28 protein-coding genes are annotated in these 26,920 nt (G+C 64.8%); 13 read left to right on the forward strand and 15 right to left on the reverse strand.

The annotated features are described in order from the left end of the window. Positions 1-288 (forward strand): transposase (locus tag GA0061098_RS14815; RefSeq protein ID WP_129590865.1); only part of this gene is annotated, 288 nt, incomplete at its 5' end. 180 nt (positions 289-468) lie between these two features. Here GA0061098_RS14815 and GA0061098_RS14820 read toward each other — a convergent pair. Continuing rightward, on the reverse strand, positions 469-1,329 hold the full coding sequence (locus GA0061098_RS14820) for a cell envelope integrity EipB family protein (protein WP_165637372.1): 861 nt from the start codon (positions 1,327-1,329) through the stop codon (positions 469-471). Between the two features lie 247 nt (positions 1,330-1,576). Here GA0061098_RS14820 and GA0061098_RS14825 point away from each other — a divergent pair, with 247 nt between their 5' ends. The 4 genes from GA0061098_RS14825 (at position 1,577) to GA0061098_RS14840 (ending at position 4,712) form a co-directional block, all read left to right on the forward strand. After that, complete coding sequence (locus GA0061098_RS14825; RefSeq protein ID WP_014494672.1) at positions 1,577-2,044, forward strand: RidA family protein; 468 nt, start codon at positions 1,577-1,579, stop codon at positions 2,042-2,044. Positions 2,045-2,050: 6 nt separating this feature from the next. Continuing rightward, the gene (locus GA0061098_RS14830; RefSeq protein ID WP_091956997.1) at positions 2,051-2,797 is read left to right on the forward strand and encodes a glycerophosphodiester phosphodiesterase; all 747 of its coding nucleotides are present in this window, start codon (positions 2,051-2,053) and stop codon (positions 2,795-2,797) included. Between the two features lie 200 nt (positions 2,798-2,997). Then, positions 2,998-4,236 (forward strand): GNAT family N-acetyltransferase, encoded by a 1,239-nt coding sequence (locus GA0061098_RS14835; RefSeq protein ID WP_091956998.1) that lies wholly within the window; start codon positions 2,998-3,000, stop codon positions 4,234-4,236. A 50-nt stretch (positions 4,237-4,286) separates the two neighbouring features. Next, a complete protein-coding gene (locus GA0061098_RS14840; protein WP_091956999.1) occupies positions 4,287-4,712 on the forward strand; it encodes an HIT domain-containing protein in 426 nt (141 codons plus the stop codon). Between the two features lie 112 nt (positions 4,713-4,824). On the opposite strand, the gene tsaA is transcribed toward GA0061098_RS14840, so the two are convergent. The 4 genes from tsaA to GA0061098_RS14860 all read right to left on the reverse strand — a co-directional run bounded on the left by tsaA (position 4,825) and on the right by GA0061098_RS14860 (position 7,504). Then, entirely contained in the window at positions 4,825-5,316 is a 492-nt protein-coding gene (gene tsaA, locus GA0061098_RS14845) for a tRNA (N6-threonylcarbamoyladenosine(37)-N6)-methyltransferase TrmO (protein ID WP_091957000.1), read from the reverse strand. Positions 5,317-5,346: 30 nt separating this feature from the next. After that, positions 5,347-5,697, reverse strand: coding sequence for an AzlD domain-containing protein (locus GA0061098_RS14850; protein ID WP_091957001.1), 351 nt, complete (start codon positions 5,695-5,697; stop codon positions 5,347-5,349). Further along, positions 5,694-6,434 (reverse strand): AzlC family ABC transporter permease, encoded by a 741-nt coding sequence (locus GA0061098_RS14855; protein WP_091957002.1) that lies wholly within the window; start codon positions 6,432-6,434, stop codon positions 5,694-5,696. The genes GA0061098_RS14850 and GA0061098_RS14855 overlap by 4 nt, the downstream gene beginning before the upstream one ends. Positions 6,435-6,538: 104 nt before the next feature. Beyond that, positions 6,539-7,504, reverse strand: coding sequence for a lytic transglycosylase domain-containing protein (locus tag GA0061098_RS14860; RefSeq protein ID WP_091957003.1), 966 nt, complete (start codon positions 7,502-7,504; stop codon positions 6,539-6,541). 76 nt (positions 7,505-7,580) lie between these two features. Between GA0061098_RS14860 and GA0061098_RS14865 the strand changes: the two genes are divergently transcribed. Next, positions 7,581-8,219, forward strand: coding sequence for an HAD family hydrolase (locus GA0061098_RS14865; protein WP_091957004.1), 639 nt, complete (start codon positions 7,581-7,583; stop codon positions 8,217-8,219). Here the strand turns inward: GA0061098_RS14865 and GA0061098_RS14870 are convergent. Together GA0061098_RS14870 and GA0061098_RS14875 are read right to left on the reverse strand one after the other, a co-directional pair. After that, the gene (locus GA0061098_RS14870; RefSeq protein WP_091957005.1) at positions 8,216-9,256 is read right to left on the reverse strand and encodes a phenylacetaldoxime dehydratase family protein; all 1,041 of its coding nucleotides are present in this window, start codon (positions 9,254-9,256) and stop codon (positions 8,216-8,218) included. The genes GA0061098_RS14865 and GA0061098_RS14870 overlap by 4 nt on opposite strands. A gap of 28 nt (positions 9,257-9,284) precedes the next feature. Further along, on the reverse strand, positions 9,285-10,301 hold the full coding sequence (locus GA0061098_RS14875) for a carbon-nitrogen hydrolase family protein (protein WP_091957766.1): 1,017 nt from the start codon (positions 10,299-10,301) through the stop codon (positions 9,285-9,287). A 196-nt stretch (positions 10,302-10,497) separates the two neighbouring features. Here GA0061098_RS14875 and GA0061098_RS14880 point away from each other — a divergent pair, with 196 nt between their 5' ends. The 5 genes from GA0061098_RS14880 to GA0061098_RS14900 all read left to right on the forward strand — a co-directional run bounded on the left by GA0061098_RS14880 (position 10,498) and on the right by GA0061098_RS14900 (position 15,066). Continuing rightward, the gene (locus GA0061098_RS14880) at positions 10,498-11,454 is read left to right on the forward strand and encodes an AraC-like ligand-binding domain-containing protein (RefSeq protein ID WP_091957006.1); all 957 of its coding nucleotides are present in this window, start codon (positions 10,498-10,500) and stop codon (positions 11,452-11,454) included. Positions 11,455-11,582: 128 nt separating this feature from the next. Beyond that, the gene (locus GA0061098_RS14885) at positions 11,583-11,783 is read left to right on the forward strand and encodes a hypothetical protein (RefSeq protein ID WP_245323342.1); all 201 of its coding nucleotides are present in this window, start codon (positions 11,583-11,585) and stop codon (positions 11,781-11,783) included. Positions 11,784-11,896: 113 nt separating this feature from the next. Further along, positions 11,897-12,922, forward strand: a complete 1,026-nt coding sequence (locus GA0061098_RS14890) for an aldo/keto reductase (RefSeq protein WP_165637373.1) — start codon at positions 11,897-11,899, stop codon at positions 12,920-12,922. A 137-nt stretch (positions 12,923-13,059) separates the two neighbouring features. Then, the gene (locus GA0061098_RS14895; protein WP_091957009.1) at positions 13,060-14,481 is read left to right on the forward strand and encodes an MFS transporter; all 1,422 of its coding nucleotides are present in this window, start codon (positions 13,060-13,062) and stop codon (positions 14,479-14,481) included. Between the two features lie 129 nt (positions 14,482-14,610). Further along, a complete protein-coding gene (locus GA0061098_RS14900; protein ID WP_091957010.1) occupies positions 14,611-15,066 on the forward strand; it encodes a PEGA domain-containing protein in 456 nt (151 codons plus the stop codon). A 71-nt stretch (positions 15,067-15,137) separates the two neighbouring features. Here GA0061098_RS14900 and clpA read toward each other — a convergent pair whose 3' ends face one another. Together clpA and clpS are read right to left on the reverse strand one after the other, a co-directional pair. Further along, complete coding sequence (clpA, locus tag GA0061098_RS14905) at positions 15,138-17,546, reverse strand: ATP-dependent Clp protease ATP-binding subunit ClpA (protein ID WP_091957011.1); 2,409 nt, start codon at positions 17,544-17,546, stop codon at positions 15,138-15,140. A gap of 281 nt (positions 17,547-17,827) precedes the next feature. Further along, complete coding sequence (clpS, locus tag GA0061098_RS14910) at positions 17,828-18,160, reverse strand: ATP-dependent Clp protease adapter ClpS (RefSeq protein WP_026202494.1); 333 nt, start codon at positions 18,158-18,160, stop codon at positions 17,828-17,830. Between the two features lie 482 nt (positions 18,161-18,642). Here clpS and GA0061098_RS14915 point away from each other — a divergent pair, with 482 nt between their 5' ends. Further along, on the forward strand, positions 18,643-19,995 hold the full coding sequence (locus GA0061098_RS14915) for a TadE/TadG family type IV pilus assembly protein (protein WP_091957012.1): 1,353 nt from the start codon (positions 18,643-18,645) through the stop codon (positions 19,993-19,995). A 74-nt stretch (positions 19,996-20,069) separates the two neighbouring features. Here GA0061098_RS14915 and GA0061098_RS14920 read toward each other — a convergent pair whose 3' ends face one another. After that, positions 20,070-20,408 carry a phasin family protein gene (locus tag GA0061098_RS14920; protein WP_091957013.1) on the reverse strand — a complete coding sequence of 113 codons (339 nt, stop codon included), beginning with the start codon at positions 20,406-20,408 and terminating at the stop codon, positions 20,070-20,072. Between the two features lie 389 nt (positions 20,409-20,797). On the opposite strand from GA0061098_RS14920, the gene GA0061098_RS14925 reads away from it, so the two are divergent. Then, positions 20,798-22,636, forward strand: coding sequence for a D-alanyl-D-alanine carboxypeptidase (locus GA0061098_RS14925; RefSeq protein WP_091957014.1), 1,839 nt, complete (start codon positions 20,798-20,800; stop codon positions 22,634-22,636). A 218-nt stretch (positions 22,637-22,854) separates the two neighbouring features. On the opposite strand, the gene GA0061098_RS14930 is transcribed toward GA0061098_RS14925, so the two are convergent. The 5 genes from GA0061098_RS14930 to GA0061098_RS44980 form a co-directional block, all read right to left on the reverse strand. Then, the gene (locus GA0061098_RS14930) at positions 22,855-23,583 is read right to left on the reverse strand and encodes a DnaJ domain-containing protein (RefSeq protein ID WP_091957015.1); all 729 of its coding nucleotides are present in this window, start codon (positions 23,581-23,583) and stop codon (positions 22,855-22,857) included. Between the two features lie 64 nt (positions 23,584-23,647). Next, positions 23,648-24,397, reverse strand: coding sequence for a vWA domain-containing protein (locus GA0061098_RS14935; RefSeq protein ID WP_091957016.1), 750 nt, complete (start codon positions 24,395-24,397; stop codon positions 23,648-23,650). A gap of 134 nt (positions 24,398-24,531) precedes the next feature. Then, positions 24,532-25,392 carry an alpha/beta fold hydrolase gene (locus GA0061098_RS14940; RefSeq protein ID WP_091957017.1) on the reverse strand — a complete coding sequence of 287 codons (861 nt, stop codon included), beginning with the start codon at positions 25,390-25,392 and terminating at the stop codon, positions 24,532-24,534. 350 nt (positions 25,393-25,742) lie between these two features. Further along, positions 25,743-26,666, reverse strand: a complete 924-nt coding sequence (locus tag GA0061098_RS14945; protein ID WP_091957019.1) for a division plane positioning ATPase MipZ — start codon at positions 26,664-26,666, stop codon at positions 25,743-25,745. Between the two features lie 51 nt (positions 26,667-26,717). Beyond that, entirely contained in the window at positions 26,718-26,855 is a 138-nt protein-coding gene (locus tag GA0061098_RS44980) for a hypothetical protein (protein ID WP_165637374.1), read from the reverse strand. Positions 26,856-26,920 lie beyond the last annotated feature (65 nt).

A 26,920-nucleotide genomic window follows, 5' to 3' on the forward strand; every position in this document is an offset into this window, starting at 1 on the left:
CTCAATCGCCGCCAGATCGCAAGCCTTGCCGGGCTTGCTCCCTTCGTCCGTCAGTCCGGCCGATGGAAAGGCCGGAGTAAGATCGGTGGCGGACGCACCGCCTTGCGGGCAGCTCTTTACATGGCCGCCCTGTCGGCCATCCGATGCCACACGAAGCTCAAGCTCTTCTATCGTCACCTCGTCAGCGCCGGTAAGCCGAAAATGGTCGCCCTCATCGCCGTGGCCCGCAAGCTCATCACCATCCTCAACGCCATGCTCAGGGATCGAAAACCATGGCAACCCGCTTGACAAAGAACACAGTCGCTGAGGTGCGCGCCATGCGACGCGAAGCGGCGTATGGGAAGCCTCGAAGGATGCACGGCCCCGCTGATACGGCCGGGCCGTCGCCCTTCGAGGGCCGCTGAAGAAGCGAGCCACCTCAGGGTGACGGTGATGGTGTGCGCGGTACGCAGCTGTAGCAACAATCCCTCAATTACAGGGCTTGCTGTCCTTGACGTCGAACTTGCCCATCGCGCCGGAAATGACAAAGTCGTTGTAATCGAGCACGAGCTGGCGCGAGACGCCGTTTTCGTAGAGCTCGAACGCCATCGCATAGACCGGCGTCTGCTCGCCCTCTTTCTGCTGGGCCTCGCGGTCGAAATAGCTGACCGTGACGGGCCAGCGCTTGAGCGATTTCATGTGCTCGTCGGAGGTCGACGGATCCGGCGCGGCGGCGCGGTCGGCGGGGATCGGCTGGCCGATCACGGTCAGCGTGTTGTAGACCTTCTGGCCGTCGTCGGAGCCGTCATAGACGGAGAGCTCGAGCAGCGGCTTGCCGTCCTTGGCGGCGGCGATGATGCGCTGGATCTGCTCGGTCGGGAATACGATCTTGCCGTCGAGGGTGAAATTCTTCGGCGCCGGCAGCTTCAGCTTGACGTTGATGTGGTCGCCGTCGCGCTCGGCCGAGCCGTCAACGCGGCCGGCATCGGCCTCGTTCATGCGGGTCTCGATCTTGAAGCGGTAGCTTTTTCCCCCGGCGTCTTCCCAGGAGTTGGAGCGGAGGTCGCTGAGCGTGACCTTGCCCTCGCCGCTGTCGAGCTCGGACACCTGGCGGAATTCGGACGTGTAGCCCTCGCACGAGCTTCCGGAGAAGTTGTAGAGGATGCGCCCGCGCGCGCTATTGACCGAATTGGAGCGCGATTTCACCAGGCTCAGGTCGTAAAGCGCCTGGTGCGCGAGGAACGGGCCGCTGGCGGCCTGCGCGGCGTCGCCAAGGCCTAAATCGCCAAGTCCGAAACTGGCCGCCGCGAGCGCCATTACACCGAGCGAAGTCCGGAAAAGGTGCACCATGTCTGTTCCTTGGGGACGCGTCCTTGGGATGCGCAGATTCGACATTTTAATGACCGTTCCATTGCGTCGCAACTGAGGCCGTTTCACGTAAAGTTGCGGCCCTGCCGTTGAACCTGCGGCCTCACCTCGACAAAAGGCAGCCTGCCGCGGGTTGCTTGCATGTGGCGGCACGATGGGCGAAACAGGGCGCGGCCGGCCCCCACGGATGCGCCGGAGCGAATGGAATTTCTGGACAACGAGGTCGAACATGGCGGGCACGGTCGAGCAAAAGCTGGCGGAACAGGGCATCAAGCTGCACGAGGCCCCCACCCCCGTGGCCAATTACGTCCCGTTCGTGCGCACTGGTAATTTGCTGTTCGTCTCCGGCCAGGTCTGCTTCGACCCCGCCGGCAAGCTGATCGCCAAGGGCAAGCTGGGCGCCGGCGTCTCGATCGAAGACGGCGCGGCGGCCGCCCGCGGCTGCGCGGTCAATCTGCTGGCCCAGGTCAAGGCGGCGCTCGGCGACCTCGACAAGGTGGTGCGCGTGGTGCGCCTCGGTGGCTTCATCAACTCGGCCCCCGACTTCCTGGACGGGCCGAAGGTGCTCAACGGCGCCTCCGACCTGATGGTCGCCGCCTTCGGTGACAAGGGCCGCCATGCCCGCACCACGGTCGGCGTCGCCTCGTTGCCGGCAGACGCGGCGGTCGAGGTCGAAGGCGTGTTCGAGGTCGCCTGACGGACAATGCGCGCTCCTGATTGGCTGACAGCCCGGCCGGTCGCCCATCGCGGCCTGCATGACATTTCCCGCGGCATTGTCGAGAACATGCCGGGCGCGGTGCAGGCTGCGATCGCAGGCAATTTCGCGATCGAGGTGGACATCCAGCTCTCGGCCGACGGCGAGGCCATGGTGCATCACGACCATGCGCTCGGCCGCCTCACCGAGGCCACCGGCGAGGTCGTGTCGAAGACCGCCGCGGAGCTGAAGGCCGTCACATTCAAGGACACCGACGAGCGGATGATGTCGCTGTCCGACCTCTGCTCCTTGGTCGCCGGCCGCGTGCCGCTGGTGATCGAGGTGAAGAGCCATTTTGGCGGCGACCGCAAGCTGGTGAAGCGGATGGCCGAGGTGCTGGCGTCCTATGACGGCCCCGCCGTCGGCATGTCGTTCGATCCCGACCAGGTGCTGGCGCTGCGCGAGCTGTTGCCCTCCCGTCCGCGCGGCATCGTCGCGCAGCGGACCTATGAGGACGACTACTGGGCCAAGCTCACGCAGGAGCGGCGCGATAGCATGCTCTACCTGCGCCATGGCTTTCAGACCCAGCCCCATTTCGTCGCCTTCAGGGTCGACGACCTCCCGGCCCCCGCCCCCTGGATCGCCCGCAACCTGTTCGGCTGCGCCCTGCTCGGCTGGACCGTCCGCACCCCGGAGCAGCGGGCACGCGTCGGGCAATATGCCGACCAGATGATCTTTGAGGGGTTCGTGCCGTAGGCCTCGCCCGTGTCCCGGACGCGCTGCAACGCGCAAGCGTTGCTGCGCTGAGCCGGGACCCAGAAGGCGGCACGCGACGCAGCGAGTTGGGCCGCGGCTCGGCAGCGCGTCGCTGAAGGGCGCTGCGCTGCGTCCGGGGCACGAGAGCGCGTTCCCCGCCCCCTTGAAGTCACTGCTGCAATGCACGATCTTGGGCAACGATGGCATCATCCGAAATCACGCTCGAGGCCGTACCTTCGATTGGCGAGGTATCCCCGGAGGACTGGGACGCCTGTGCCAATCCCGGCAAATGCAACGGGCTTGGCGCGGAAACCTCATCCGGACTTCCAGGCGATTCCCTCGGCCTCTCAAAACCTGCCTATAACCCGTTCGTCTCACACGCCTTTCTCTCGGCCGTTGAGAAATCGGGTTCGGCGACAATCCGCACCGGCTGGGGACCGCGGCATCTCGTGGCCAAGGTCGACGGCCGCGTCGCCGGTGTCGTGCCCTGCTATCTGAAATCGCATTCGCAGGGCGAGTACGTCTTCGACCGCGGCTGGGCGGACGCCTATGAGCGCGCCGGCGGGCGCTACTATCCGAAGCTCCAGGTCTCGGTTCCCTTCACCCCTGCCACAGGCCCGCGGCTACTGGTCCGCGACGGCGTCGATCACGAGCGCATCATGGACGCACTGGCGAGCGGGCTGGTGGCGCTGTGCGGCGTCAGCAAGGCCTCCTCGGTGCATGTCACCTTCGCGCGCGAGGCGGAATGGAAGCTGCTCGCCGAGCACGGCTTCCTGCAGCGCACCGACCAGCAGTTCCATTGGCACAATGAGGGCTTTGCGAACTTCGACGATTTTCTTAGTACCCTGAACTCGCGCCACCGCAAATCGATCAAGCGCGAGCGGCGCGATGCGCTGCCCGCCGGCATCACCATCCACTGGCTGACGGGCAAGGACATCACCGAGGATGCCTGGGACGCCTTCTTCGCATTCTACATGGAGACCGGCTCGCGCAAATGGGGCCGTCCCTATCTGACGCGCGAGTTCTTCTCGCTGATCGGCGAGACCATGAGCGAGGACGTGCTGTTGGTGATGGTCCGCCGCAACAATCGCTGGATTGCGGGCGCGATCAACTTCATCGGCTCGGACACGCTGTTCGGCCGCAACTGGGGCGCGGTCGAGCATCATCCGTTCCTGCATTTCGAGGTCTGCTATTACCAGGCGATCGACTTCGCCATCCAACGCGGCCTCACCCATGTCGAGGCCGGCGCGCAAGGCGAGCACAAGATCGCGCGCGGCTACCTGCCACGCACCACCCATTCCGCGCACTTCATCGCCGATCCCGGCCTGCGCCGCGCGATCGATGATTACCTCAAGCGCGAGCGCGCCTATGTCGCCGAGGCCGGACGGGAGCTTGCCGAGCTCGGCCCGTTCCGGAAAGGCGCCGACGAGGCGCCTTGACGGTTTGCCGCGGCTGGTGACAGTAAGCGCAAAATCTCTAGGGAGCCGTCATGACCGCCTACGACACCAACAACATCTTCGCGAAGATCCTGCGCAGCGAGCTGCCCTGCTCCAAGGTCTACGAGGACGAGCACGTCTTCGCGTTCCTCGACATCATGCCGCGCGTGCCTGGCCACACGCTGGTGATCCCGAAGTCCCCTGCCCGCAACATCCTCGACATCAAACCCGACGATTACGCCCATGTCGCCCGTGGCGCGCACAAGATCGCAGCCGCCGCAATGAAGGCCTTCAAGGCCGACGGCATCACCATCCAGCAGTTCAACGAGCCCGCCGGCGGACAAGTGGTGTTTCACCTGCATATGCACGTGATGCCGCGCCACGACGGCGTGGCGATGCTGCCGCCCGCCAGCCGCAAGGAAGAGGCCAAGGTGCTGGAAGAGCATGCGGCGAAGCTGATCGCGGCGTTGAAGAGCTGATTGTCAATCCGGGGCGTGTCCCCTTGGTGCGAGCCCGGAATCCATTTCACCACCGACTCTGACGCCTGACGGATTCCGGGCTCGCGCCTTCGGCGCGCGCCGGAATGACAGATTACTCCGTCTCGAAATCCCCTGGCTGGGGCGCCGCCAATGGCGTGAACTCGCACCGATCTGGCTTGATGTCGATCAGCGGCGTGTTGTCGAGGCAATCGAGGCCGCGCACCAGGATCGCATTACCCTCGATGCCGACCAGCTTCACGATCGACGTGCCGATCGGATTGGGACGCACCGGCGAGCGCAGCGAGAAGGTGCCGCGGGTCTTCTCGTTGTTCTTCGGGCTCTGCAGGATGATGTCGCGGCGCGATTGGTCGAGCCAGTAAAGCACTTCGAGATTGCTGTAGAAGTCGACGCCCTTGATGGCCGGCACGAAAGGCTCGAAGATCTCGAGCCGGCAGATCGGGCCATCCTGACGTCCCTGCCGCGGTGTCTCCATCCGCGAGGTCCAGGGCGTGCGGATGCGGCCGATGAAGACCAGGCCGGCATCCTGCGCGGGCGGCAAATCGATGGCGACCTCGCCCTCGCGGAGCTCGTTTTTACGAACCATATTTCCAGTTCCTTGCTGTTGGGCAGCGTTTTAGCCCAACCACCAGGTGCCGGCCAGCATGAAGACTTCGCCGGTCACGACGCCCGCAAAGATCGAGCGGCGGGTCAGCAGGAACACGACGAGGCCGGCGGCCACCGCGCCGTAGCGCAAGGTATCAGGCACGCTGGCGAGCGCGCCCGGCGGCTCGACCACGATCTGCGCGATGACACCGGCGAGGATCGCGGTCGCGACCGCCCGCACCCAGACCAGCAGCTCGGAGCCTTCGTCGATGCCGCCGCCGAACCACAGGCCCAGCATGCGCCAGATCTGGTTGGGAATGACGCCGGCGACGAACAGCACCGCCAGCGCATGCCAATCGCCGATGGCCTGCGCAAAACTCATGCGCGCACCTCGCGCCACCAATGCACGCCATAGGCGATCGTGCCGGCCACCACCCCGCTGACCAGGATATCGACGCCGGAGTTCATCTTCGCGGCCAGCGGATACAGCAAGATGCCCAGCACCAGCGCGACGACGTCGGCGACCTCGCGGCTGTTGCGCGCAGTCGAGAACAGGAAGGACAGCGGCGTCAGCAGCAGGATCGCCGCTCCGAGCGTTTGCGTCAGGTTGGCGGCGAGGAAATAGCCCACCGTGTTGGCGACCAGGCACACCGAGACGAGGCCACAGCCGAGCCCGTGAACGAAGGCGATGCGCCGCTCACGCGGCACCTGCGGCAGGAAACGGTGGCACTCGACCCACAGCGTCACCGCGGTGAGATGCGCGGCAAAGACCAGCTCACGCCGTTTGGTCATCGGCGTGCGCATCAGCGGCAGCACCGAGACCACCATCGGGAACAGCCTGATGGCGCTGACGGTGACTGCAATCGCCGACTGGATGACGGTGGCGCCCGAGCCGAGTGTGGTGATCAGGATGATCTGTGCCGGCCCTGCCCACACGAACAGCGTCGAGGCGAGCGCCCAGACCAGGCTGAAATGGGTGTCATGGGCCAGCGCGCCGATGCCGAGATAGGTCACGAACAGCACGATGGTGAGGATCGTCTGCGTGATCGAGCGCAGCCCCCAGCCGAAGGCACGCCAGGGACTATTCCATTGCGATGAATCGAGCGGAGGAAGCGCCACGGAGTTTTGGCCGGGTTGCGGAATCGTGCCCGCATAACGGGTGACGCGGCGTCTCGCGTCAAGGAAACACGTGGCGGGGCTGGCATGCGCGCCGACGAGGCCCCCTACCCGCTCACACCCCTGTTCTTCAGCACGAAGCACGCGCCGCCTGCCTTCCTGATCCGGTTGCAGAGATCATCCGCCTCGCTGCGCGTGTCGGCGCCGATGCGTACCTGGTAGAACGCGCGGGTGCCGCGGCTGCGCATCACCGATGACAGCAGACTCGGATCGTGATCGCCGATCGCGGCGCCGAGCCGCGTGACCGCGCGGGAATACATCACCAGTGCCCTGTTGCGGTCGAAGCCGGCGGCAAGCTGCACGCCCCAGACCTTTGCGGCCGCGAGCTCCACATGCTGCTCGAGCTCAGCGACGAAGGCATTCGGCGCGCGCTTGAGCAGCGCCATCAGATCCCGGCAGCTCGTCGGCGGCGAGCTCGGCGGGCCCTTGCCGGTCGCACCTGCCTTGGCCCAGGCATCGACGCTGGTCCCGGTGATGGCGAAAACGTAATTGCGGGTCTGCTCCGGCATGCCGCCGGTGCCGGCGAGCCATTCCTGCACGCGCCGCGGACCTGCGTTGTAGGCAGCGGCCGCAAGGCCGAGATTGCCGAACTGGTTGCGCAGCTCGTTGAGGAATTCCGCCGACTTCGGCAACGCCTGCACCGGATTGAACGGATTGAGCAGCCCGCGCTCGCTCGCGGTGCCCGGCATGAACTGCGCGATCCCCTGTGCGTGCTCGCCGCTGCGTGTCGTGGGTCCTACCGCATCGGCCTGGAAGCGGCTTTCCTGCCAGATCACGCGGGCGAAGAATTCCAGCGGGAGATTGGCATCGCGCGCGGCGGCCTCGATGATCAGGCAGATCGACTCCCGCGTGTCGCTCTCGTGCGCCGACTCGGGCGATGGCGACGGTTTTGCGGGGGCTTCGGGGCCGAGCTGCGTGGGAGGAACCGGTGCGTCCTCGGCCAGCGCCGGCGCGCAGACGAACGCTGCCACGAGCAACTGCCAGATCAGCTTCTGGACCCCACCAAGCCGCATTTCGCTCCAAGCCCTTGAACTCGGGCCCCAAGCCAACTAGCAACGGCCGGAATAATCAACGCTGAGCTCGGCCAAAATGCGGACAATCTATTTTGATCTCGACGGCACACTCACCGATCCAAAGCCCGGGATCACCGGTTCGATCCAGTATGCCCTGAAAAAACTCGACCAGCCGGTCCCGAGCCAGGACGAGCTGACCTGGTGCATTGGGCCGCCGCTGCATGCCAGCCTGAAGAGGCTCGTCGGAACCGACGAACTTGCTGACCGGGCGCTGCTACTCTACCGCGAGCGGTTTTCCGAGGTCGGCCTGTTCGAGAATGCGCTCTATCAGGGCATCCACGACACGCTCGCCGCGGTGGCCGCAACGACGCCGCGCATGTTCGTGGCGACCAGCAAGCCCGCGGTCTACGCTACCCGCATCGTCGATCATTTCGGCCTGAAGCCGTACTTCGAGCGCGTGTTCGGCTCCGAGCTCGACGGCACCCGCGTCGACAAGCGCGATCTGCTGCGCTACGCGCTCGACGAGACCAAGGTCGATGCCGGCAGCGCGATCATGATCGGCGACCGCAGCCACGACGTGATTGGCGCCCGGACCAACGGCATGACCGCGATCGGCGTGCTCTATGGCTATGGCAGCGAGGCCGAGCTCAGGGACGCCGGCGCGCATCACATCTGCGCCGCACATCCCGAGCTGCTTGGTCATTGCGTGGGCTAGGCGCTGACGGCCTCCACCGCCGTCAACATGCCGGTCTTGGGATGGCAGTTCAGATATTCGAAGAACTGCTCGTCCGCAGCTGCCACCGTGACCTCGTGATAGAGCCGCAGCTTGGCTGACGGGCCGAGCGTGGACAGATATTTCATCGCGGCACCAAAAATCCGGACATGGGTCGGATGCGACTCCGCCCAGCGTTCGAGCGCCGCCAGGCTCTTCCACCAGCTCTGGCCGTAGGACTTTTCGCTCACGCTGCCATCGGCCTGTAGCACCTGCATGTAGCGGTTGGCATAGCAGCCGATCGCAAGACCCTCGTCGCGCAGGAAATCCATGCCTTCGCGCAGCACCGGCTCGACGTCGTCGAGATAGAGCTTTCGCTCCGATGCCTCGGTATCGCTCCAGTCCTGCCCGGACCTGATCAGGCAGAGATTGTCGTGCGCCCTCACGCGGAGCCGCGCGCCGTCGCGGACCAGTTCCGGCGCGCCGCCGGGCGTCATCGCGTCGGTTTGCGACAGCGGGATACGGTCGCGCATGCCGCCCCAATAAGCGTGCTCCTGCACCTCGCCGCTCATGCCGCCGGCGATGGCGGCGACACCTTCGGGCCGGTCAGGCGAGGAGAACAGCGTCTCGTGCCGCGCCACAATGGGACGCAGCACCTCGATGAAGGTGCCGACGCCCTCGCGCTGCCTCCCGGTCCATGCCGCGCGTGCCGGTTCGAGCCAGGCGTCGAAGCGTACAATGTCGTCCCAATAGGCGACCGAGACGATGGTCTCATAGCCGGCCTGGTCGACATAGCGCGCGCGATCCCAATGCAAAGGCCCGCTTTCGGCCGAAAAGCGCTCCGCGATCTCAAGGAACGCCTCCGTTGCGGCAGCCGGCGCCGTGCCGCGATACTGCACGCCGAAATAAGCCATCACGACGCGGCTCACGCCGGGCCTGTAGCGCGCCACGAACGACGGATATGGCGGCTGGTAATCATCAGGCACGCGCTTGTGGCGCGTACGCTGAGTCTCGAGATGCTGAGGAATTGCAGATTCCATGATCGTACCCTCCCCTCGATCTCGGTGATCAGCTCGCCGCCGCGGCAATGTCGGCGGGCTCGACGGTGTCCACCGGCAACGCAAATTGCTCGACGCGTTGGTACCGCTTCTTGTTGAGCAGCAGCCGCGTCACGTCGGGCCGCGAATAATGCCCGGCCGGATCTGCCGCGTTCTTGGCAACACCGATGGCGCCGAGATCGATCTCGGCGATCAATAGCCCCTCCTGATCCGGCGCTAGCTTCTCGCCGATCTGGCTGCCGTCGGGACCGTAGATCGCGGCAAAGCCGCCGCCGGCATGCAGCAGCGCGTGCTTGTCCGGCCGGTCGCAGAGCTCATCGATCATCGCTTGCGAGACCGTCGCGCAAGGCGCCAGCACGAAGCAGGAGCCCTCCACCGCATAGACACGCGAGGCGGCGTTGTTGACCTCGGCCCCAAGCGCCGGCGCGAAGGGATCGTAGAGCGAGAAGCTCGGCCAGGCCGCGACATGCACCTGCTCGTTCTGGGCGTACATCGCGTATTTGGACAGCGGCTGGAGATGCTCCCAGCAGCACAGCGCGCCGAGACGGCCGATGTCGGCCCTCGCATGCACGGCGAGATCGCTGCCGTCGCCCTCGCCGTAGACGGTACGCTCGGCATGGGTCGGCCGCAGCTTGCGGCGCTTGGCGATGGTCTCGCCATCGGGCCCGATCAACCACTGCGCCAGATAGAGGCTGCCGCCGTCGCGTTCGGACAGGCCGATCACGGCGGTGAGCTTGGCTTTCCGCACTTCGTCGCGCAGCCGCTCGGCCTGCGGGCTGTCATAGGACAGCGAATTGTCGAAATAGCGCTGCACGAAGCCGCGGCCGATCGCCCAGGCCGGCGAGTCCATCCAGATGTGCCAGGGGTAGCCGGGGATGAAGGCCTCGGGAAAGGCGATCAGCCTGGCGCCCTTTTCCGCGGCCTCCCTGATCAGCGCGATCGACTTGTCGATCGAGGCGTCGAGATCGAGCCAGGCCGGCGCCGCCTGCACCACCGCCACCTTGTATTTCGGATGTTCGATGCCCATTGCCGCCTCCATTGCCGGTTGATCGGAAGCCATCTCCGATGCAGTCTATTGGGCCAAAGCGGGCAACCGGCCGCTCGACCGCGGCGGAACAAAAACTCGACCGGCCGGGATTTCGGCCCGGTACGGGATTTGCCTCGGATCGGCTTGAATCTGCGCCAACATGCGATTTCGCTGGATGTGAAAGGGAGGCCTGTCGATGCCAATCCAGTTCACGACGGACGGCAGCCCGGGCTACCGGCGGCTCGCCCTCTGGCAGGACATCGTCTGCGACGTCTTCGTCGGGCTCGACTGCAAGTCCGATCTCGGCAGCGCCTTTCGCGGCTCGGTGACGCAAGCCGCGCTCGGCAAGGCGGTGTGCTCCGAGGTCTGCTCCGATCGCCAGCATGTGTTCCGCACGCCCTCCCGCATCGCGCGCTCGGATCAGGATTTCGTCCTGGTGGCGCTCGGTCATCGGGGCGACGGCGGCGTGGTGCAGGACGGCCGCGAGACCATGGTTCATCCCGGCGAATTCGCGCTCTACGACACCACGCGCCCCTATGAGCTGAAGTTCAACGACGCTTTCACGCAGACCATCTTCAAGGTGCCGCGCGAAATGTTGCAGCGCCGGCTCGGCGGCACGGAGACGCTGACCGCGATGTCGTTCGGCACAGAGGCACCGCTCGAGCGGCTCGCCTATGATTTCATCTTCCGGCTTTGCCAGAGCGCCGACCGGCTCGCCCCTGGCAACGCCGCTGTTCTGTCGGAACAGGCCGTCGATCTGCTCGCGATGGCGCTGAGCGAGCGGCTCGGCAAGACGTCGCTGCCATCCTCGACCCACCGCTCCGCGCTGATATACCGGCTCAAGGCGCATGTGCGCGCGCACCTCGCCGACCCCGACCTTTCATTGTCGGAGACCGCGGCCGCGCTCGGCATTTCGCCGCGCTACGTGAACGACCTTCTCGCCGACGAGGAGACCTCGTTCCAGCGTTACGTCCTCGCCGAGCGCCTTGCGCAGTGCCGGCGCGACCTCGTCTCGCCCATGCTCGTCCATCGCCACATCAGCGAGATCGCCTTCGCCTGGGGTTTTAACGACCTCTCGCATTTCGGCCGGGTCTTCCGCGAGCATTTTGGGATGTCGCCGCGCGATTTCAGGCAGAGCCAGCTGCGGCACTGAGCAGCCATCTTCGCAAGCCTTCGTCCTGGCCGAAGGCAACGCTCGCCAATTCCAGATTGTCTTGCGTTGCGGCGTGGATCAGGCTGCCACGCATGAGGACTCAGTCCACGATAAGCGGAACGGAGCTGTTGCTGAGCGTCATCGCGATCCGTCTCGCCGTGCTGGTCGTGGTGGGATGGGGTTTGACTCTCCTGCCGCAGCAGACGCGCAATCGAGAGCTCGGCTGCGCTCCCCCATCCCAGGCGAGGGACGAGGCGAAACTTTCGGCGAAGATTGTCGGCCCGCGCATCGTTGATGCCGCGTTCGACGACATGCTTCGGCACGATTAGGGCGTCCAAGCAAGGCCGGTATGTGAGCGCGTGATAGGACAAGGCGTCCGCTTGCGCTAACCTCAGTGCCAAGGCGACAACGATCAATCAGCGGCCAGCCGAGGAGCATATCGATGGAATACCGACGCTTGGGCCGGTCAGGCCTCATGGTGCCCGCTTTGAGCCTTGGCACCGGCACCTTCGGCGGCGTCGGCCGCCTTGCCGCGTGGGGCACGACCGACGCGACCGAGGCGCGGCGCCTGCTGGATATCTGCCTCGAGGCCGGCGTGTCGATGTTCGACACCGCGGACGTCTATTCGCTCGGCGAGTCCGAACGCGTTCTCGGCGAGGCCATCAAAGGCCGCCGCGACAAGGTGCTGGTTTCGACCAAGGCAACGTTTCGCTTCGGCGATGGCCCCAACGACATCGGCTCGTCACGGCAGCATCTGCTCGCAGCCATCGACGGTTCACTGAGCCGGCTCGGCACCGACTACATCGACCTGTTCCAACTCCACGGCTTCGACGCCTTCACCCCGCCCGAGGAGGTGCTCGCGACCCTCGATACGCTCGTGCGCGCCGGCAAGATCCGCTATGTCGGCGTTTCGAATTTCTCGGGCTGGCACCTGATGAAGTCACTCGCCGTCGCCGACAAGCACGGTTTTCCGCGCTACGTCGCCAACCAGACCTATTATTCGCTGATCGGGCGCGATTACGAATGGGAGTTGATGCCGCTCGGCCTCGACCAGGGGCTAGGTGCCGTGGTCTGGTCGCCGCTCGGATGGGGACGCCTCACCGGCAAGCTTCGCCGAGGTCAGCCGAAGCCCGAGGTGAGCCGCCTGCCCAAGACCGCCGAGTTCGGCCCGCCGGTGCCGGACGAGCATGTCTATCGGGTCGTCGATGCCATCGACGAGATCGCGAAGGAAACCGGCAAGAGCGTCTCGCAGATCGCGCTGAATTGGCTGCTGCAGCGCCCGACCGTATCGACGCTGATCATCGGCGCGCGCAACGAGACGCAGCTGCGTGAAAATCTCGGCGCGGTCGGCTGGTCCTTGACCAAGGACCAGATCGCCAAGCTCGACGCCGCGAGCAAGGTGACGCTGCCATACCCCTACTGGCACCAGCGCACGACCTTTACCGACCGCAATCCGCCGGCGGTGTAGCGCAAGAATCTTTGTGTTTGCCGAGCCGCCACGAGTGCTTCCGTTGGGGAACTGCGGAAAGCCTGACGGGTTGCCGTCAATCCGGCAATTTCCTAATCCGGAGATGAAACACGGCTCGAATCAAGCGCGCCTCCATCATGTCGTCCGCCCCCATCGAGCACGCCGACGGCCTGCCGCAGCCGCAGCGCAACCAGGCTGTGCTGACCATTGCGCTGGGCATCATCATGGCGGTGGTCGACAGCGCCATCGCCAATGTCGCGCTGCCGACGATCGCGGCCGACCTCGACGCAAGTCCAGCCTTCTCGATCTGGATCGTCAACGGCTACCAGCTCGCGATCACGATCTCGCTGCTGCCGCTGGCTTCGCTCGGCGAGATCGTCGGCTATCGCCGCGTCTATCTGGTCGGGCTGGTGCTGTTCACGCTGGCATCCGCCTTCTGCGCGCTGGCGCATACGCTGCCGCTGCTCACGCTCGCGCGCATCCTCCAGGGCTTTGGCGCGGCCGGCATCATGAGCGTCAACGCGGCGCTGGTGCGCTTCACCTACCCGCGCAGCCAGCTCGGCCGCGGCATCGGGCTCAACGCGCTCGTCGTCGCCTTCTCGGCTGCCATCGGCCCGACGCTCGCCGCAGGCATCCTGGCGGTCGGAAGCTGGCCGTGGCTGTTCGCCATCAACGTGCCGCTCGGCGCGGTGACGCTGGTGCTGGGCCTGCGCAGCCTGCCGCACACAAAGCCCGCCAGCCATTCGTTCGACTGGCAGAGCGCGGGGCTTTCGGCGATCACCTTCGGCGTCGGGATCGCGGCCGTCGACAGCGTCGGTCATGGCGAGGCCGCGGTCACCTGCCTGATCCAGTTCGCCATCGCTCTCGTCGCAGGCGCGCTGCTGATCTGGCGCGAAACCCACATGACCTCGCCGCTGCTGCCGGTCGACCTGTTGCGTATCCCCGTGTTCGCGCTGTCCATTGCGACCTCGATCGCCTCGTTCTGCGGGCAGATGCTGGCCTTCGTCGCGATCCCCTTCTACCTCCAGAGCCGCTTCGGCTATTCGGCGGTGCATATGGGCCTCCTGATCACGCCATGGCCGATCGCAGTGGCCTTCGCGGCCCCCCTCGCCGGCCGCCTGGTCGAGCGTTATCCGGCCGGCCTGCTCGGCGGCATCGGCCTCACGCTGTTCGCCTGCGGCCTCGCCGCGCTCGCCTTCCTGCCGGCAGCGCCTACGGCGCTCGACGTGATCTGGCGCATGGCGCTGGCCGGCGCCGGGTTCGGCCTGTTCCAGACCCCCAACAACCGCACCATGATCGCAGCCGCCCCGCGCGAGCGCGCCGGCGGCGCCAGCGGCATGCTGGGCACGGCGCGCCTGCTCGGCCAGACCACTGGCGCCGCGCTGGTGGCGCTGTTGCTCGGACGGTATCCGGTTGAGGGGACCAGGCTGGCACTGCTCGTGGGCGTCGGGTTTGCACTCTGCGGCGCGGTGCTGAGCATGTTGCGGCTGTCTCCGGTTGGCGCGCGCGGCGCCGAACAGGTCCGCGTGCAGGACGATCAGCGCCTGCGGGGCGACTGACAGAGCCCCACGTGCAGGTACGGGCCATTCCCGTGCACAACCCCTGCGTGGCTTAACTATCAGGACCAATGACCTATTGCCCTCGCGCTCCGGTTGCGCTTCATTGGCGTGGGGAATAAGGGGCATTTCATGCGTTTAGTGGGAATTGTGGCGCTCAGCGTCATGCTGGGCGGTTGCGCGTCTGTGACACGCGGCACGACCGAAAATATCAGCATCTCATCGACACCGTCAGGCGTGGAAGCCATGGTCTCCGGGCTCGAAGTGCCCACCACCTGCACCACACCCTGCGCCATCGTCGCCAAGCGGAATGCCGACATCACGATCACCTTCGAGAAGGAAGGCTATCAATCCCAGACGGTGCAGCTCACCAAGGAAGTTTCAGGCACCGGGGCCACCGGCTTCGCCGGCAACCTCTTGCTCGGCGGCGTCGTCGGGATGGGAGTCGATGCCGCAACGGGGGCGGCCACCGATCACAAGCCCAATCCGGTCATCGTGACGATGCAGCCGTCGGTCCGCGCGCGGCCGGCCGCGCCGAAGAAGCCACGGCCTCCTGCGGCGGCGCCCGCGCCTGAAGCAGGGACGTAACGGGTCACGCACAACCTCACAAACAAAAAGGCCGGCTTTTCAGCCGGCCTTTTCGATTCATGGCGTGCCGATCAAGCCTTGACCAGCGGGCCCCTGGAGGTCGGGCCCTTCGAGCCGCCGGGGCCGCCCGGCTTGGACTTGCCCGGCGGGCGCTTGCGGGTGCCAGGGAGCTTCTCCTGCTTCGGCGTGACCGGCCCCTCGACGAATTCGAAGCCGATCTTGTCCTTGGTCTCGTCAGCCTCGTCCTTGACCAAGATGACGCGGACGTGGCCGCCGCCCTTCAGCTTGCCGAACAGCACCTCGTCGGCGAGCGGCTTCTTGATGTGCTCCTGGATCACGCGGGCCATGGGACGTGCGCCCATCTGCTCGTCGTAACCATGCTGGACCAGCCAGGCCTTGGCGGGCTCGGACAGCTCGATGGTGACGTCGCGGTCGCCGAGCTGGGCTTCGAGCTGAAGCACGAACTTCTCGACCACGGTGCCGATCACCTCGACGCTGAGATGGCCGAACGAGACGATGGCATCGAGACGGTTGCGGAATTCCGGCGCGAACTGCCGGTTGATCGCCTCGTGGTCGTCGCCTTCCCGCTTGGAGCGCGTGAAGCCGAACGCCTGCTTGGCGAGATCGGAAGCACCCGCGTTCGTGGTCATGATCAGGATCACGTTGCGGAAATTGACCTGCTTGCCGTTGTGGTCGGTGAGCCGGCCGTGATCCATGATCTGCAGCAGCACGTTGTAGAGATCGGGATGCGCCTTCTCGATTTCGTCGAGCAGCACCACGCAATGCGGATGCTGGTCGACGCCGTCGGTGAGCAGGCCGCCCTGGTCGAAGCCGACATAGCCGGGAGGCGCGCCGATCAGGCGCGATACGGTGTGCCGCTCCATGTATTCGGACATGTCGAAGCGTAACAGCTCGACGCCGAGGCTTGCCGCGAGCTGCTTTGCAACCTCGGTCTTGCCGACGCCGGTCGGACCTGAGAACAAGTAGCAGCCGATCGGCTTCTCCGGCTCGCGCAAGCCGGCGCGCGCCAGCTTGATCGATGCCGCAAGCGACTCGATCGCCTTGTCCTGACCGAACACGGTGCGCTTCAGCGTCTGCTCGAGATGCTTGAGCACCTCGGCATCATCCTTCGACACGCTCTTCGGCGGGATCCGCGCCATCGAGGCGATCGTGGTCTCGATCTCCTTGATGCCGATGGTCTTCTTGCGCTTGTTCTCGGCGACCAGCATCTGCGCCGCGCCGGACTCGTCGATCACGTCGATCGCTTTGTCCGGCAGCTTGCGGTCGTGGATGTAGCGCGAGGAGAGCTGAACCGCGGCCTCGATCGCCTCGTTGGTGTACTTCAGCCGGTGGTAGTCCTCGAAGTACGGCTTGAGACCCTTGAGGATCGCAATGGCGTCTTCGACCGTCGGCTCGTTGATGTCGATCTTCTGGAAGCGCCGCACCAGCGCGCGGTCCTTCTCGAAGTGCTGACGGTATTCCTTGTAGGTGGTCGAGCCCATGCAGCGGATGGTGCCCGAGGCCAGCGCGGGCTTGAGCAGGTTCGAGGCATCCATCGCCCCGCCCGACGTCGCGCCCGCACCGATCACGGTGTGGATCTCGTCGATGAACAGGATGGCGTTGGGATGCGCCTCGAGCTCCTTCAGCACTTGCTTCAGGCGCTCTTCGAAGTCGCCGCGATAGCGCGTGCCCGCGAGCAGTGTGCCCATGTCTAGCGAGAACACCGTGGCAGCAGCCAGAACTTCCGGCACTTCGCTGTCGACGATGCGCTTGGCGAGGCCCTCCGCGATCGCGGTCTTGCCGACGCCGGCTTCGCCGACAAACAACGGGTTGTTCTTCTGCCGGCGGCACAGCACCTGGATCGCACGGTTGATTTCGGAATTGCGTCCGATCACAGGATCGATCTTGCCGTCGCGCGCCTTCTTGTTGAGGTTGACGCAATAGGTCTCGAGCGCCTCGCCCTTCTTCTTGGCGTCCTCGGCGCCCTTGGTCTCGGTCTCCTCGTCGACGCCGCGCACCGGCCGCGCCTCGGAGACGCCAGGCCGCTTGGCAATGCCGTGACTGATATAGTTGACCGCGTCATAGCGCGTCATGTCCTGCTCCTGCAGGAAATACGCGGCGTGGCTCTCGCGCTCGGCGAAGATCGCGATCAGCACGTTGGCACCGGTCACCTCTTCACGGCCGGAGGACTGCACGTGAATCACGGCGCGCTGGATCACGCGCTGGAAGCCGGCGGTCGGCTTGGCGTCGTCCGCGCCATCGGTGACCAGATTCTCGAACTCGGTCTCAAGATAATTAACCAGGCTCGTGCGGAGCTTGTCGAGATCGACACTACAGGCGCGCATCACGGCGGCTGCATCGGAGTCGTCGATCAGGGAGAGCAACAGATGCTCGAGCGTCGCGTATTGGTGATGACGCTCGTTTGCGATCGCCAGTGCACGATGCAGGGATTGTTCAAGGCTTTGGGAAAAAGTCGGCATTCGCGTCCTCTATGGCCCCCACCATCATGGTCGTGATCGCCCGGTCAGGCAACAACAACCTTTGTCACATATAGTTATACAAGACCGCGGCGAAAGACCGGTTCCGCGACTCTGGCAGCGACACACCCGCGGTATTTTCGATGCAAAACCCGTTCCGATTTGGGCAGACTACCCATTTGGGCAGGGTTGACGCCGGCGCCGAAGTTTACCGGATCATGCAGCAGGATGCGCTGCCATCACACACCGCACGAGCAGAACCACTCTAAAGATGGGACCGGCGACTACTTCTTTTCCATCACGCATTGCAGCGGATGCTGGTGCTTGCGGGCGAAATCCATCACCTGCGTCACCTTGGTCTCGGCGATCTCGTAAGTGAACACGCCGCACTCCCCGATGCCATGATGATGGACGTGCAGCATGATCTTGGTCGCGGCCTCGATGTCCTTGTTGAAGAACTTCTCCAGCACGTGGACGACGAACTCCATCGGCGTGTAGTCGTCGTTCAGGATCAGCACGCGGTAGAGGTTCGGCCGTTTGGTCTTGGGCTTGACCTTGGTGATGACCGAAGTGTTCGGACCCGAGGGGTTGCCCGAACGGTTCTCGTCATTGCTCATGCGAGGAGCGTAGGCAGCGGCTGGCGCGGACAGGTCGAGTCTGGAAGTCAATTGCGGCATGGCTCAGGCGTTCAAATTCCCCATGGAAGCGAATGGCGGTCGCCGCGCGACCCCGCCCTTCGGAGCCTGGCGCAGGCGCGCCGCCTTGTTGGATCGCCGCTCCCGACAATCCGGTCCAAGCCGGATCGTTCGCCAGCAATATGGGCCTGCCCCCGGCCCGCCGCAAGCGGGCAAAGGTCCGGCCGATGCGGCCACGGCAGTCCCGATTCCCGGTCCGGGCGATCAGGAGCAAGGTTAAACAATCCGGACCGATTTGACAAAAATTTCGCCCCCGCACGTTTAGAACATGTTGACCAGGAACCCCGGCTGTTAACCCGGCTGCGACCGTTTCACGCGGTGGCTCCGGTTTTCTACGGTCCAATTTACCTGCCGTTCAATGGCGTGGCGCGAAATCGGGCAAAACACCGATTTCGGGGATCGTCATGTCTCGCCTGCCGCTCGTCAGCCGCCTTGGTCGGCAATTCGCCCGCTTTGCAGTGGCCGAGCAAGGCAATATCGCCGTGATCTTCGCCATCGCGCTGGTCCCGGTGCTGAGCTTCGTCGGTGCCGCGATCGATTATAGCCGCGCCGCCCAGGCCCGCGCCTCCATGCAGTCAGCCCTCGACTCAACCGCGCTGATGCTCTCCAGGGACCTGTCATCCAGCACGATCACGACGTCGCAGATCAGCAGCAAGGCGCAAACCTATTTCAATGCCCTGTTCACCGACACCACGACCCTGCCATCGGTCACCGTTGGGGCCACCTACAACGCGAGCACCAGCCTTGGCTCGACAATCCAGCTCACCGGAACCGGCACCTACACGACCAGCTTCATGAAGATCGCCGGCTTCCCGACACTCGGCATCGACACCTCCTCCACCAGCGCCTGGGGCTTGACGCGCATGCGCGTGGCCCTTGTGCTCGACAACACCGGGTCGATGGCCAGCGACGGCAAGATGGCGGCGATGCAGACGGCCGCGAAGAACCTGGTCGATCAGCTCAGCACGCTCGCCAAGAATACCGGCGACGTCTACATCTCGATCGTTCCCTTCGCGAAGGACGTCAATGTCGGCGCCAGCAACTACAACAAGTACTGGGTCGATTTCAGCGATTGGGAAGCCGCGAACGGCAGCTGGAGCTGCACCTCCGGCAACAACTGGAACTGCAACAACTGGAAATGGACGCCGGCCAACCAGAACACCTGGACCGGTTGCGTCACCGACCGCGACCAGGATTACGACACCAAGAACACGACGCCGACCAGCGGCAATGTGGGGACGCTCTTCCCGGCCGAGCAATACTCCTACTGCAACATGGGTAGCTCATCCTATCTGCAGCCGATCATGCCGCTGAGCTACGACTGGAGCTCGCTCAAGGACCGGATCGACGCCATGAAGCCCACCGGCAACACCAACCAGGGCATCGGCCTGGCCTGGGGTTGGATGACGCTATCGGGCGGGGATCCCATGGACGCGCCGGCGAAGGACAACAACTACACCTACAAGGACGCGATCGTGCTTCTTTCCGACGGTCTCAACACGCAGAACCGCTGGTACAGCGACGCCTCGCAGATCGACGCCAGGCAGAAGAAGCTCTGCGACAACGCCAAGGCCCAGCCCAACAATATCACGATCTACACCGTGCAGGTGAACACCGGCAGCGATCCGACCTCGAGCGTGCTGCAATATTGCGCCAGCAGCTCCGACAAGTTCTATCTCGTCACGTCGGCCAGTCAGACCGTTTCGGTGTTCAAGGACATCGGCACCTCGCTGTCGAAGCTGCGCGTGGCGCGCTGACGGATCGACCGCGTGCAAACAAAAAGCCCGGCTGGTTCAGCCGGGCTTTTCGATTCCAGGACGTCCTGAAAAATTTACTGAGCAGCCGGGGTGAACTTCGACACGATGGTCTCGACCGGCTTGAACGCCTGCTTGGCGAGGTCGCTGTAGAGGCCGGCGATCTTCTGCGATTCCGCAACGAAGGTCTCGTAGGAGGAACGGGCGAAATCGGTCTGCGCTTCCATGGCCTTGTCCAGCGACTTCACGCCGGAAAGCTTCTCGACGAAGGACTTGGTGTCTTCGAACGACTTCTTCGTATAGTCGCCATAGGCGCTGGCGATCGCCTGGAGGCCGTGCTGCACCGAGGTCGCGGAGGCGACGTACTGCTCGAAGTGGTCTTTCCCGTAGTTCTGAAAGTCTTCAACCTTGAACATTTCGGAATCCTTTTCCCTGGCTCTCGTCGGGAAGCCCCGGCTCCCTGACTCTGCCCACAATTAGTGCAACGCACAAGAAAGTCAAGAATCTTTGTGCGGCGCACAAAATTGGACTCACTTCGCGGAAATTCCCGGGGTTTCCCGCAAGGGTTCTTTAAGCATTTGGAAACCGCGGGCCCCTACCCTGATTCCCTGGACGTGTTCAACTTCCGCAGACGGTCAAAAGCCGTTTGAGACCATCACCTTAGCCAGAATAGCGGTTCAGGCCCAACGTCCCCCGCGGCGAACACCAGCGGAGGGACAGCCTGAGCAGGTAATGATCCCGGGTCCATTGGGCACAATTTCGCCTCACGAGCCGGTGATCAGTTGAGAAACGGGGACGGGGTTCCATGCTTCGTAAAAACTTGTCTTCCTCGCGCTTGGCGCGGGTTGGCGTTTTCGGGCTTCTTACGGTCACCACCGCGGTCATCTTCACCACCGATGCCGCCGAGGCGCGGCGTCATCGGCGCCATTACGCGCACCACCGGGTGCAGCGCGATGTGTCCGAGAGCTCCAGCCCGAAATTCGCGTCCATCATCGTCGACGGCAATTCCGGCGCGGTGCTTCAGTCGAACGCCCCGGACGGCATCCGCCACCCCGCCTCGCTCACCAAGATCATGACGCTCTATCTGCTGTTCGAGCGTCTCGAGTCCGGCAAGATGAAGCTCGACACCGAGATGCCGGTGTCCCAGCACGCCGCCGATCAGGATCCCACCAAGCTGAATTTGCGCGCCGGCCAGACCATTCGCGTCGAGGACGCGATCAAGGGTCTCGTCACCCGCTCCGCCAACGACGCAGCCGTGGTGATCGCGGAAGCGATCGGCGGCGACGAGGACGACTTCGCCCAGATGATGACGCGCAAGGCGCGCTCGCTCGGCATGTCCAAGACGGTGTACCGCAACGCCAACGGCCTTCCCAACGACGAGCAGGTCACGACCGCGCGCGACCAGGCCACGCTCGGCCGCGCCATCCAGGAGCGCTTCCCGCGCTACTATCGCTATTTCGCGACCGCGACCTTCAACTGGCGCGGACAGTCGATCCGCAACCACAATCACCTGCTCGGCAATGTCGAGGGCGTTGACGGCATCAAGACCGGCTACACCCGCGCCTCCGGCTTCAATCTCGTGACCTCGATGCGCCGCGGCAACCGTCATCTGATCGGTGTCGTGCTCGGCGGCCGCAGCGGCGGCTCGCGCGATGCCATCATGCGCAACCTGCTCGCGGAGAATCTCGAGAAGGGTGCGACCACCCACACCGTCGCCGCGGTCACGGAGCGCAACGGCGCGGACGCCAGCACCGAGGTCGCCGACGCCTCGCCTACCCCGGCCCGCGCCGTTCCGCAGGTTCAGGCCGCTTCTGCCCCTGCTCCTGAAGCCGCTCCGTCGCGTCTGGCCGCACGCCTGTCGACGCTCGCGGCTGCGACTGCCGCGGTGCCGCCGGCCCAGCCCAGATCCGAAGCCAAGCCTGAAGTTCGACCGACGGAATCCAAGATCGAGCCGGCGCCGCTCACCAATGGCGTGATCTCGAGCCAGCCGCTCTCCATCATCCCCGGCTCGTCCGAGCCGATGAAGCCGGTCCGGGTCAAGACGGTTCAGGTCAAGGCCGGCGCCGTGAAGGTCGCTTCCGCCGCCCCCGCCCAGGTCCCACCGCCGGTTACCAACACCATTTCGTCCCGTTCCGACGTCGCGGAAACCTCCACCGCCGTCGTCGCCCGGGCCGATCTCATCAACAAGCCCGAGGTGGTCAGCCAGCCGGAAGCCCCGAAGGCCGAGATCGCCCGCACCGAGCTGCCGCGCCAGCCCGCGGGCTTCGGCACCGGCAACGGCCTCCTCGGGGTACTGCCGGCCGCAACGGCTGCTGCGCCCGCCCCGGCCGCTCCGAAGCTGGCCTCCGCCGACCCGATGCCGATCCAGATGAGCGCCACCACCAAGCCGATGGTCACCCACAGCGGCTGGATCGTCCAGGTCGGCGCGCTCGAGAGCGAGAACGAGGCCCAGCAGCGCATCGACGCCGCGCGCAGCTCCGCCCGCGGCCTGCTCAGCAAGGCCGATCCGTTCACCGAGGTCGTCGCCAAGGACAATCGCAAGCTCTATCGCGCCCGCTTCGCCGGGCTCGAGCGCGACCAGGCCGAAGCCGTCTGCCGTACCCTGAAGCGCGCCGACATCTCCTGCATCACCGTCCGCAACTGATCTTTCGCGACCTTCCGATCAAAATGCCCGCGCCTTGCGCGGGCATTTTTGTTTTTGGCGGATCTCGATGCCAGTTCCGCGACAACTTCTCGTCAAGGATTTACGGTTAAAACTTTACTGAAGAGATCAACCACGCCGACAATGGCGGGTGTCAGGGCGACGGCAGACAGAGCAAGCGGAGCTCACGCGGTACGGGCGTTTGTAGCGTGGTGCCGGAGTTAGCCGTTATGCGTACGAAGCAGAGTATCCTTGGCCTCGTTTACACGGGCAGCGAGATAGTTCGACCCCCCCTGGTCGGGATGGAGTTTCTTCATCAGGGTCTTGTGGGCCCGGCTGATGTCGTCACGCCCCGCCCCCGGCTGCAAGCCAAGGATCTGATAGGCCTCCTCCGCTGTCATTTTGCCGCTCGCCGCCGTGCGGCGCTGCCCCCCTGCCGCATCGCTCTGCGCGTTCTGACGCCAGGCGGGAAACCGGCGGTCCAGATAGCTTTCAAGTAAGGCCACGCTCTCGGCGTCGAATGTCGGGACCATGGCCAGCAGGCTAGCGAGATCGAACTCGCCGAGATCGCGCCCGGCGTGAGGCCCGGCGACGATCTGCCCACCGAGCTGGCCAGAGCTGTGGTCGAGCCGCATATCCAGGAATTGCGAACGCACGCGTGAGGACTGCCCCGACGCGGGCGCAGCACCGCCGCCGCCAAACAGCCCACCGAGATTGCCGAAGCCGGCATTTGCCAGCGGTGTCCAGCCCAGCAGCCCGGCGCCGAAAATCCCGAGCGGGATCGCCACCACCAGCTCGCCCCGCAAGCCCGTGAAGGCTGCGACCGCCAGCGCCACCACGCCGCCGCCGAACCTGATGGCCCTCGCCAGCACCGCCGGATTGGCAGCGCGAAACATCTGGAGCAGCAGATAAAGCGTGATAATTGCGACAGCGCCGGCGATCAGGGTCATGAGCGGAATATAGTCGCCCTCGCGGCAAAATGCATGGCATACGCCTCGCCGCGACGCCTGAGCGCTACTTCATTTGGCGGATCAGCCGGGCCGCGCCGCTCGCAGTCTTCGCCAGTTTCAACAGCGCCTCGCGACCGCCAGCGGCATAGGCCGCAGCGGCCCGCAGCAGCTCGCGCAACTGCGCCGCCGCGCCCAGATCGAACCGGCACCAGGCGCCACCCGTCAGGCGCGCGATCTCGCGAAAGGCCTGCTCGGCGACGGCGTCATGACCTTCCTGAAACACGAACACGGGCACTTTGAGCATGCCGAGCTCGCCGGCCTTGGCGCAGAGCTCGTCGACCTTCTCCTCCATGGCATCGCCGACGAAGACGACGGCACGCACGCCCGATGCGACCGCTTCGCGCCGCGCCTCGGTCAGCACCTTGCCGATCTGGGTGTCGCCGCCGCGGCAATCGATCTTGCTCATCAGCGCCGCAAGCCTGGTGCTGTCGGAGATCCACCCCGTGGTGCGGCACTCGTTGAAGCCGCGATAATAGACCAGCCGGATGTCGAGACTGCCGAGCGCGGCGGTCTCGCGAAACATGTCGGCCTGGAGCGCGCAGGCCATGTCCCAGGTCGGCTGCCGGCTCATCGTCGCATCCAGCGCGAAGATCAGCCGCCCCTTCGCGCCCGGCGCATGCGGTGACATCGCCTGCGCCTTGGCGACGAAGGCGGCGATGTCTTCCGCAGTCGATGTTCCGGCCTGCGGCACCGCACCGCTTGCTTGCGCCGAGACGGCATCGCCGCTGCGCGGTTTGATGGGTTCGCCCGACATGCCTTGACCCTGCGTGGGCGGCTAATGTGGTTAGCGCAAGCAGCCCGGTCAATGTGCAAAGCCCCCGCCGGCAGAGGCCGGCGGGGGCTTTGCAGATCGTGACTGACGATGTGGGCGCCGTCAGGGCGAAGACGTCAGCTCTTGGCAGGCCCCATCAAGGCGACCGGACCGGGCTCGAGGATATTGGGCGGCGAGGATTGCGTGTCGACCGGCGCGATCTCGCTGTCGGTCGCGCTCAGGAATTTGTCGAGCATGCCCTGGATCGAGTTCTTGGCGACATCCGGACCGGTGTCGCGCATGTCGTTGTGCTGGAATTCGGTCTTCACGACCTGGATACCCGCCTTCTCGCATTCCTCGTCCGTCGGGATCACGCCCACATCGGCCTTGAACTGCGGATCGGTGGAGCGGAACGACAGGATCTTGAACTTGCCGGCGGTGACGAAGGGCACGCGCAAATTGTCGAGCGTGACGACTTTTTTGACTTCATCCGGATACTGTTTGGCGAAATACATCGTGATGTCGCCGCCCATGGAATGGCCGACCATGGTGACCTTGTCGTAGTCGGCGTTCGGCTGAAGCTTCCTCATTTCCTGTACGGCGAGATGGATGTTGGCGACACCGCGCAGGATCTGCGGCAGGCGGCCGACATAGAGCTCGCCGGGCTTGGTCACCATCGGAGGATCGGTCGGCAAGTCATGCTGCGGGCTCAGGACCATGTAGCCGCGCGCAGCGAAGATGTTGGCGAGGAAGCCGTACTCGGTGTTCTTGACGGTGTTGCCGTGATTGATGACTGCGACCGGCAGCGTGATCATGCCGGCATTGGCCTGCATTTCCTTGTCGCGACGCACCGCGATGTCGACGGGCACCGGGCGATTGTCGCGCGAGGCGTCGTAGAAGGTAATGGTCTCGTGCTTGATCGCCCACTTGCTCGCCGTGAAATAGGCGATGCCGCAGAGAGCACTGACCGAAACCAGAACGGCAATTCCACGCTTCATTTTCGTCCTCAGCCTCAGGCTCTTGCGGCCTGAATCCCTGTTGAAAATCGTGTTCTTCCGGGGCTCTTCGGCCCCTTGTCGCCTATTCGCTAATATATGTCACAGGCGCGTGACAGGAAGGCCAAATATTGTGAGCCGGCAGCCCTTTCATTGTGCGCCGCACACGTTTTATGGGCATCCCGTCCTCGCCAAGCTACGTCAGGATGCACTTCACCATCCGACGCAACCGGTCTCAATTGGGTTCAATTTCACAGTCAACGTAAGGTGAAAACGGCGGAACGCGGCCACAGTTCCCGGAACCGGCCCCACAGATCAATCAGATCGATCGGAAGTAGCGATATACCGCCGGCTCAGGCGCCGAGGATGTCGTGAACCTCGAGCGGCTTGTCGACCTGATTGAACCACTCGGCCCGGTTTGCGGCGCGGCGACGGCCGCGCTCGTCCAGCGGCAGCTTGAGCTGGCGGAGCAGGCCCGTCACCTCCTCCCGTGCGGTCAGATGGCCGAGATTGGGCCGCATGCCGAGCGTGGCCTCGTCGATCTCGTCGAGGGCCGTCAGGCCGCGCGGGAAAAATTCGCGATAGACGACGCGTTCGGCGAAGCCGTCGACGTAGCGGAAGCCGAGCCGCAGCGACAGATCCTTCAGCCCCTCGGCGACGAGCTGCTTGTTGCGCGAGCCGAGCATCGACAGGCGATTGCGCACGACGATCCAGTCGGTGGTCGAGCCGTCGAGCTGGCGGCGCTTGCGCCTGACGTCGCGCACCATCTCGGCGTAGTGGCTCTCGCCCGTCACCGCGTAGTTGGCGGGATCGACGGTGCCGAGCACGTCGAAATCGAGGAAGCTGTCGTTGATCGGCGTGACCAGCGTGTCGGCCATCGAGTGCGCCAGCCGCATCAGATAACTGTCGGTGCCCGGCGTATCGATGACGATGAAGTCGAAGCTGCTCTCGACCGCCGAGACCGCCTCCATGAACTGCTGGAACTCGGAATTCTCGTTCTCGGCGATCTGCATGGTCTCGCCTAGCTTGATGCAGCGATGCACCGGCAGTTCGAGGTCGAGCTTGGTGCGGCGTGCCCAGGCGGCACGGTTGCCGATGTAGCGGGTGAAGCTCTGCTGACGGCAGTCGAGGTCGATGGTGGCGACGCGCTGGCCGGCCTTCAGGAGCGCAACCGCGATGTGCAAGGCGGTGGTCGACTTGCCGGAGCCGCCCTTCTCGTTGCCGAGCACGACCACATGCGCCGAGCCGGATTGGCCTTGGCTAGCCTGCACAAGCATGGCGATCCTCAACACCCCTGATGAATATCTTCGAGTTGGCCGCGTCTGCGGTCAAGTGAAATGCGTGACAGGTAATGCAAAACGCAGCGCGCCCTGCTTCTCATGAATCGCGGCGCCGTCTTTCTGTCTGTGATCCAGCCACAATGTCGCGACATCGCGCGCGACCTTGCGCGGGATGCTGTGCCGCATCCGGATGCATGGCGTCCACGATCGCCGCTTGTTAAGGTTAGTCGCCCCTGGCGCCAGGCCATGCC

This window comes from Bradyrhizobium shewense, assembly GCF_900094605.1.
Lineage (GTDB): Bacteria > Pseudomonadota > Alphaproteobacteria > Rhizobiales > Xanthobacteraceae > Bradyrhizobium > Bradyrhizobium shewense.